We start from the raw sequence: 8,274 nt of genomic DNA on the forward strand, positions 1-8,274 counted from the left end.
TTGGCACTGCTTTCCGTCGACTCGGACGCGCATGTTGCCCTCCTTAGGGACCAGAGATCCCTATTCTCCCTGGCCATCTTGACATTAATGCTTTTGAGTATAACGATTATCACCAGGACCGCAATAAAGATCACACACCATACGAGATCTCGTCACAGACCATATCCGCACAGCTCACAACGGACTTCCGCGCACGAACCAGGACAGGAAAGGGCACACAGCATGAGCAACCCCACGCGTTGCCCGGTGATCCACTTCGATCACCACTCTCCGGAGCACGCCAAGGACCCGGTGGGCGCCTACCGCGCGCTGCGGCAGACCCACAAGCGCGGCTGGACCGAGGCCCACGGCGGCTACTGGGTGCTGTCGGACTACCAGAGCGTCTTCGACGCCGCCCGCGACGACGACCTGTTCTCCTCCACCCGTGAGGCGGCGGGCACTGACGGGCTGGCCATCGTCATCCCCCCGACCCCGATGTACCACCACATTCCCATCGAGGTCGACCCGCCGGAGTTCCGGAAGTACCGCAAGATCGTCAACCAGGTCACCGCGCCCGCCGCGGTGGAACGGATGAAGGAGATGGTGGAGCGGTACACCGTCGCCTTCGTCGACAGCGTCATCGAAAAGGGCGAGTGCGACTTCACCACGATCATCGGTGTGCCCGCGATCGTCACCATCGACTGGCTGGGCCTGCCCGTGAAGGACTGGAAGCGCTACGCTGACGCCCACCGCGCCACCCTGGCCGAGCCCCAGGACAGCGAGGCGTTCCGGCACGCCGTCGAAGTGGAGCTTCCCGCCCTGTCCCAGCAGATGTGGGACACCATCCGGGCCCGCCGCCAGGAGCCCAAGGACGACGTCATCAGCTTCCTGGTGTCGCAGAAGGTCGACGACCGTCCCATCACCGACGAGGAGGTCTTCGCCATGGTCGACCTGCTCGTCTCCGGCGGCACCGGAACCACGGCTTCGCTGGTGAGTCAGGCCCTCGTCTGGCTGGCCAAGAACCCCGACGTCCGCCAGGAACTCATCGACGACCTGAGCCTGCTCGACCGCGCTGTGGAGGAGTTCCTCCGGGTCTTCTCCCCCACGCAGGCTCTGGCCCGCACCGTCACCCGCGACGTCGAGTTCCACGGCTGCTCGATGAAGAAGGGCGACCGGGTCCTCCTCTCGTGGGCGTCGGCCAACCGGGACGAAGAGCAGTTCGAGAACCCCGACACCATCGACATCCACCGGTGGCCCAACCGCCACGTCGCCTTCGGTATCGGTGTCCACCGGTGCGCGGGCTCCCACCTCGGCCGGTTCATGGCCAAGCGGCTGCTGCAGGAGATCCTCACCCGCATGCCCGACTACACGATCGACTTCGACGCCCTGGTGCCCTTCCACGACCAGGGCACCAACGTGGGCTTCCGGAGCATCCCCGCCAAGTTCACCCCCGGCAAGCGGGTGCTTCCCCTGTCCGAAGCGGTCATCGGCTGATCCCGCACGCCAACGCCCACTATGGAACGGATCGTCATTGTGGGAGGCGGCCTCGCCGCCTCCCGAACCTGCGAACAGCTCCGCAGCCGGGGATACGAGGGCGAGCTGGTCATGCTCTGCGCCGAGCCGCATCCCCCCTACGACCGGCCGCCGCTGTCGAAGGCTGCACTTCTTGAGGAGGAGCACGACTCCACCTTCCCCACCGACTACGCCCAGTTGTCGGTGGACGTGCGGCTCGGGGTCGCCGCCACCGGGCTCGTCCCCGATGCGCGCACCGTGCAGACCACTGACGGAGAGCTGTCCTACGACGCGCTCGTCATCGCCACCGGGGCCTCCCCGATCCGGCTGCCCGGCCCGGGACGCCAGTTCACGGTCCGCACCGTGGAGGACGCGGCCCAGCTCCGGGCCGAACTCAAGCCCGGACAGCGGGTGGTCCTGGTGGGAGCGAGCTGGATCAGCGCCGAGGTCGCAACCGCGGCCCTGCGCCGGGGATGCTCGGTGACCTGCATCGAAGCAGGGCCCGCTCCCCTCTCCGCTGCGCTTGGTGCAGACGTAGGCCAGCGCTTCCTGCCCTGGTGGTCGGAGGTGGACTTGCGGCTGGACACGGGAGTCGCCGAGGTCACCGAGACCGGGGTGCAGCTCGCCAACGGCGAGCAGGTGGACGCCGACGTGGTCGTCACCGGGATCGGGGTACGTCCGGCCGTCGACTGGCTGTCCGGTTCGGGGATCGCACTGGACACCGGGGTGGTCGTGGACGAGCACCTGCGCACCTCCCTGCCGGGCATCTACGCCCTCGGCGACGTCGCGGTGCGCTGGTCGCCGCGGTGGAACACCCGGATCCGGGTCGAGCACTGGGACGACGCGCGAGAAGCAGCCCGCACTCTCGCTGGCGTTCTGCTCCACGACCCGTCCAGCCAGGACCCGCTGCCTGTCCACGATCCGGTGCCCTACTTCTGGAGTGACCAGTTCGGTCACAAGATCCAGTACGTGGGACACCACAGCCCGGAGGACACGCTGGTCATCCGGGGCGACGGCACCCCGCAGTGGGCCGCAGCCTGGGTGGATGCCGAGGGGCGCCTCACCGCGCACCTGAGCATCGACGCGCCGCGGCTGATGATCGACGCGCGCATGGCCATCGCCGCGGGAGCCCGCCCTGACGAGGCCGCCCTGCGCGACCCGCAGGCCAAACTCGCTCCACCTCGCGGGCGTTGACCTCTCCAGGGGATACCGCCGCTACCGTCCCCGGTGCTGATCCCCCAGCACCGGGGACGGTTCTTTGTGCGCTCCTGCCAGGTGAGGTGGGACTCCTGGCGCCCGCCCCACCTCTTCTCCCAGGGTCCTGCTGCCCTGTCCCGCGGGGAAACGAGGGCGACACGGCTACGAAGACTCCCACCAATAGGAACGCTATGTAACCATAAGGTCACTAAGAGACGTGACATTGGGGGAGTCATGCGCCGTTCCATCACTCTTGCTCTCACCGGACTCCTGACCGGTGTGCTGGTCTCCACGAGCACGCCCAACGCCGCGGCCGAGGTCGACCACCAGCCGGTGATCTTGCCGAACTGTGCGGTAACCCTGGTCCCTAACGGCGGGGACGCCGATTCCGCGGAATGCCTCCAGCCTGCCCGGGACACCATGGCCTCGAACCGCGGCAGCGGCCACCACCACTGCGGACACCACCACCATGGCCGCTGCGACGACGACTACGTCCCATACGTCGTGGTCGCGGAGCACGGGCCGTGGGGGTCGCGGGCTGAACGCGAAGGCTGGCACCTCTACTTTGTCGAACCCGGGCTGTACTACATCCCGCAGAAATTCAACGACCAGGCGAGCTCGTGGGCCTCCTACGGGTTCTGCGGCTACTTCCACGTCCACGCTCCAGGCACCGAGCCGGCCGCGTTCTTCCCGAAGAACCGGGCGGGCAACTTCCCGTACGGCAGGGTCGGCAACGACGAGCTCTCCGGGGTCAGCGTCTACGACCACTGCGCCTGACCAGCCCCGACCACAGCAGGGCTGGGGCGGTGCCGGGCACCGCCCCAGCCCTATGCCCGGGGTTATTGCTCTGCGGCCGGGGCAGAGGAACGGCGTTGGAGGAGCAGTCGCACCTGCGCGGAGAGTTCCGGCATGAGACACCAGGCAGAGCACGGCAAGCGCAGTGGCCAGGCCGCCGCTGCAGACCCGCTGCTTGTCGAAAAGGTCCTGACCGGCCTGAACATCGGGATCTACGTCACCGACGCACAAGAGCGCATCGTCTCAGTGAACCCGCGTGCCGAAGAGATCCTGCGCTGGTCCGCAGCGCTTCTGGTCGGCAGCAACGCGCATGACGCACTGCATCGGAGCGCAAACGGCACCCTGCTGTCGCCCCAGGAGTGCAAACTGACCCAGGACTACCAGCACGAATTCACCATCCGTGCGGGCAGCGCATGGTTCATGTGCGGCGACGGCGGACTGCTGCCGGTGGTGTGGCTGGTCGCCCCCTACCGGTTGGAGAACGGAGATCCGGGGACGGCGGTGCTGTTCCACGAACGGGTCTTCGACCCTGAAATGTTCGGCACGTACGACCCCGACCATGTGGCAGCGCTGACCGCGAACCTGTCGCTGATCTCCGCAACCACCACGGTGCTGACCTCCCATGTGGAGATCGCGGAAGCCCTGCGCCAAGTCGTGCAGTTGGTGCTGCCGCGCCTCGCCGACTGGGCCATCGTGGACTTGATCGACGAACACGGCCACGTCCGCCGGGCCGCGGCGATACACTACCACGACAACCGCCACGTGCGGGTCGAAGAACTGGAAGGCTCGCTCCCACCGGTTCCCCCGGAGTCGCAGATGCCGCTCTCCCGGGTCCTCAAAGGCGCCCCGGTGTCCCGGATCAGCCCCGAAGACTACAGCGTGCCCCCGGACGCGGAGATGGCCGTGGTGCAGCGGCGACTGTTCGCCACCACGGGGATGCATTCCGCGATCGCCGCTCCGCTGCGCGGCCGGGGCGGCAGCATCCTCGGCGCGCTGACCCTCGGCCGTTCCAAGGAGCGTCCCGACTTCACCTCCACCGAGATCACCCTGGTCGACGACATCGCCCACCAGGCCGGGCTCGCCCTCGACTACGAGCAGCAGCGCCGAGTCGCAGAAACCATGCAGCGCTACCTGCTGCCGCAGCTTCCCCGCATCCCCGGACTCGAAATGGAGGCACGCTACTACCCTGCACCCCAGTCCTCCCGGGTCGGCGGCGACTGGTATGACGCGTTCACCTTGGCGGACGGCACGCTCACCATGGTGCTCGGCGACGTGACAGGACACGACCTGCGCTCGGCCGCCCAGATGGCCGAGATCCGCAGTATGCTGCGCGCTTTCGCCTGGGACCACACGTCCACCCCCGGGGAGATCGTCTCCCGGCTCGACCAGGCGCTGGTCACTTTGGACGCCCCCACCATGGCCACCCTCATCTTCGCCCGGCTGGAACGGACAGCGGACTCTTCATGGCAGTTGGCCTGGACCAATGCTGGGCATCCGCCCCCGCTGCTGCTCGACCGCGACGGCCACAGCCGCTTTCTCGACGCGGAGAATGACCCTCTGCTCGGCATCGTCCCCTTTGCGCGTCGCCAGAACTTCACCACCACCCTGACACCGTCGACCACCGTGGTGTTCTACAGCGACGGCCTGGTCGAATCGGCTGCGCGCCCTATCGACACCGGCCTGGAGTCGCTGCGCGACCACGCTGCCCGCCTGGCGCACTCCTCCCTTGCGGACTTGTGCGACGGGCTCATCTCCCGGGTCCGTGCCGCGGGCCACGACGACGACGTGGCGCTCCTCGCGCTCCGTGTCACCGACCCTCAGATGGTCCCGTGCACCCCGAAGACGCAGATCAACAGCGCATCCCCCACCTGATCCCGAGGCCCGCGCCCGCTTCTTAGGCTGGGCGTGCCGCAGGCTTCGGTGCGGCGGGCGGCTGCCCGCACTCTCCAGCACCCAATGAGACTCAGATCACTCACATCTATGAAATTAATAATAAGCAATATATTGTTATCTGCGTCTCATTGCCGACCCCTCTGGGAGCGTTGATGAAAGCAGCCGTCCTGCACGAGTTCCGCAAGGACCTAGTGATCGAGGACGTCACTGTCTCCGAGCCCGCCCCCGACGAAGTCCTCATCCGCGTCGCAGCCTCCGGTGTCTGCCACACCGACCGGACCATGCAGCAGGGAGCCAACGACCTTCCCCTGCCCCTCATCCTCGGCCACGAAGTCGCAGGAATCGTGGAACGGGTAGGCAGCGCCGTCACCGCCGTCGAACCCGGCGACCACGTGGTGACCTGTGCTTCCGCCTTCTGCGGCACCTGCCGCTGGTGCATGCGCGGCGAACTCCAGCACTGCGCGCACAAGCGCCGCTCCAGAGACCCCGGCCAGCCGCCGCGGCTCTCCCAAGGCGACACCCCCGTCGAACCGTTCGTCGGCCTCGGCGGATTCGCAGAACAGGTCCTCGTCTACGAAGGCGCCGTCGTCAAACTGCCCGAGGAGATGCCGCTCGACCGCGCCGCCCTCCTCGGCTGCTCCGTCATCACCGGCATGGGCGCGGTACGCAACGCCGCCCAGGTGCAATCCGGTCAGACTGTGGCCGTTATCGGCTGTGGCGGTGTGGGCCTCAACGTGATCCAAGGAGCCCGACTGTGCGGGGCCGCGCAGATCATCGCCATCGACCGGCTCGCCGACAAACTCGACCTCGCCCGGCAATTCGGCGCCACCCACACCATCGACGCCAGCACCACCGATCCGGTGGAGGCCGTGCGCGAACTGACCGGCGGCGGAGTCGACCACGCCATTGAAGTGGTCGGCATCGCCGCGACCATGGAGCAGGCCTTCCGGATGCTCGACACCAAGGGCACCGCCACCGTCGTGGGTGTGGCCCACCCCGAGGTGCAGGTGAGCATCCGCGCCACCGACCTGCTGCTGGAAAAACGCCTCCAGGGATCCAAGATGGGCTCTGCCCGCCCCCGGATCGACATCCCCTTCTACTGCCAGCTCTACCTGGACGGCCGCCTCAAACTCGACGAACTCCTCACCGCCCGGGTGCCCCTCAGCGAGGTCAACAGCGCCCTGGCCGCCCTCGACAACCCGCTCGGCGCACGCACGGTCCTCACCTTCTGATCGCTGCCGACGGCCTGGCTTTTCCTCTCACACTTCCTCGTCCTCTCAGTACGGTTGGGGCCTCCCCGCGGGGAGGCCCCAACCGTACTGGCACGGAGGGCGCACCGCACCCCGCTCTCCGCCCTGGAAGCTCCCGGCAACGTCCCCGAGATTTGACGCGGTCTTCCGCGCCATAGAGCATCGAAGGCATTCGGGATCCCACAGCATCCCGTCCTCTCGAACAGGAAGCTGGGAAAGAGAGTGCCAGTCGCGATGTCCTCCCACGACAAGCACGAGGATGAGGGAGTCGCGCAACTACTCCCGATCTTCGACCCCGAACTGCCTGCCGAGGTAAGAGAGCGGCTCGCCCGTCGCACCGGCTCTTTGCTTCCTGCCGAGAAGAAGCCCAGCCGCACCAGGGGCGAAGAGGTCAGACCGCGCTCTGCCGGGGGCAGAGCAGTCAGCGCGGTCTTCCTTGTGGCCCTGACCGCAGGGGCTACTGCAGCAGTGGCGTGGGCGGTTTCCACTTTCATGGATTTCTTCGCTGTGATCGCCACGCTGCTCATGCTCGCAGGGATTGTGGCTGCTTTCCGCGTCCGCGGTTGGCTGGGAGGGATAGCTGCCTTTTTCCTTTTTGGTGGCCTGATCACCTTTGGAGATTGGCTGGGCCACGACGGTATTGTCATCCTGGCCTCCGTTGTCACCGCCCTCCTGGGGATTCTGGTGACGATCGGTGTGCTCGTCGCGGACGACTCTCCCCGCACGCACCACGACCGCTATTTCATTCCCGACGACTTCGACGAGTACGGGCAGACACTCCTGCTGCATGTCCAGCGGACTCGACGTCTCATCGAGGAGTCCGCGGCGGCCCTCGGCGAAGCCTTCGACGGCCAGCAGGCATCGATGATCGTGCAAGATCAAGAGTGGCAGCTGGCGCGCCTGCTCTACCAGCAGCAGAAACTCAGTGCTGAGCTGGCGGAACGCGAGGAGAACGCCGTCTCTGCCACCGTGCGCGCGTCACTGCGGCCCCAGCGGGAGGCGATCCGCGCAGTGCACGAGGCGATCGAGCGGCGGGTCGCTGCCATCGTCGACTACGGGGAGAAAGTGCGCCTGGCCGTGCAGCGGCAGCGCGAGTGGGAGCAGATCGAGGAAGCACGGAGCCGGGACAGCGCCTACGGGGAGCTGCTCGCCGAAGCCACCGCGGCACAGCTCGGCGTCGACCACTTGGCCACAGCCGCAGACCTGGAGGCGATCCGCGAGGCCCGCGACGCCAGCATCCGCGACGCCCTGGCTGCAGGCCAGTGGCTGGCACAGGCCGCCGATGTGCTGTCCTCTCCCGAGCAGGACTGACGCGCTGCAGGACTCCCGGGGGACATAACCTCCCAAATCATCACTCATTTCACTTCTGTCATTTTATTTAAAAAATCCGACTTATGAAACAAAAGGGAAATATTCTCTTATTTTTATCACTCCCTGTTTTTGATCAATTCCAATTAGTAATATTTCTCTCAGCATGGGAGCGTTCCCATGCCCGGAGCCCCCACATCCGGAAATTTGGAGAACACTAATGCATCGTTACTCTCGTACCGGGAAACACCGGTGGACAGTACGGGCTCTCGCGGTCCTCTTCACAGCCCTTCTCGGGCTGACCCAGTGGACCGCCCCCGCGTCCGCCCACGGGTCGGTC

General features: G+C 66.6%; 6 protein-coding genes. All 6 read left to right on the forward strand.

Translation table 11 applies throughout. From position 1 onward, the window contains the following. Positions 1-222 precede the first annotated feature (222 nt). The 6 genes from TF1_RS01285 to TF1_RS01310 all read left to right on the forward strand — a co-directional run bounded on the left by TF1_RS01285 (position 223) and on the right by TF1_RS01310 (position 7,937). Positions 223-1,473: a cytochrome P450 gene (locus TF1_RS01285; protein WP_016188572.1), complete on the forward strand. Its 1,251-nt coding sequence runs from the start codon at positions 223-225 to the stop codon at positions 1,471-1,473. Positions 1,474-1,494: 21 nt separating this feature from the next. Further along, entirely contained in the window at positions 1,495-2,685 is a 1,191-nt protein-coding gene (locus TF1_RS01290; RefSeq protein ID WP_011291714.1) for an NAD(P)/FAD-dependent oxidoreductase, read from the forward strand. 237 nt (positions 2,686-2,922) lie between these two features. Continuing rightward, on the forward strand, positions 2,923-3,465 hold the full coding sequence (locus tag TF1_RS01295) for a hypothetical protein (protein WP_016188571.1): 543 nt from the start codon (positions 2,923-2,925) through the stop codon (positions 3,463-3,465). 132 nt (positions 3,466-3,597) lie between these two features. After that, positions 3,598-5,355: a SpoIIE family protein phosphatase gene (locus tag TF1_RS01300; RefSeq protein WP_061783546.1), complete on the forward strand. Its 1,758-nt coding sequence runs from the start codon at positions 3,598-3,600 to the stop codon at positions 5,353-5,355. A gap of 173 nt (positions 5,356-5,528) precedes the next feature. Beyond that, on the forward strand, positions 5,529-6,608 hold the full coding sequence (locus TF1_RS01305; RefSeq protein ID WP_011291711.1) for a Zn-dependent alcohol dehydrogenase: 1,080 nt from the start codon (positions 5,529-5,531) through the stop codon (positions 6,606-6,608). A gap of 240 nt (positions 6,609-6,848) precedes the next feature. Next, positions 6,849-7,937: a hypothetical protein gene (locus TF1_RS01310; protein ID WP_011291710.1), complete on the forward strand. Its 1,089-nt coding sequence runs from the start codon at positions 6,849-6,851 to the stop codon at positions 7,935-7,937. Positions 7,938-8,274: the final 337 nt, after the last annotated feature.

The sequence above is a fragment of the Thermobifida fusca NBRC 14071 = JCM 3263 genome (assembly GCF_001592045.1).
GTDB lineage: Bacteria > Actinomycetota > Actinomycetes > Streptosporangiales > Streptosporangiaceae > Thermobifida > Thermobifida fusca.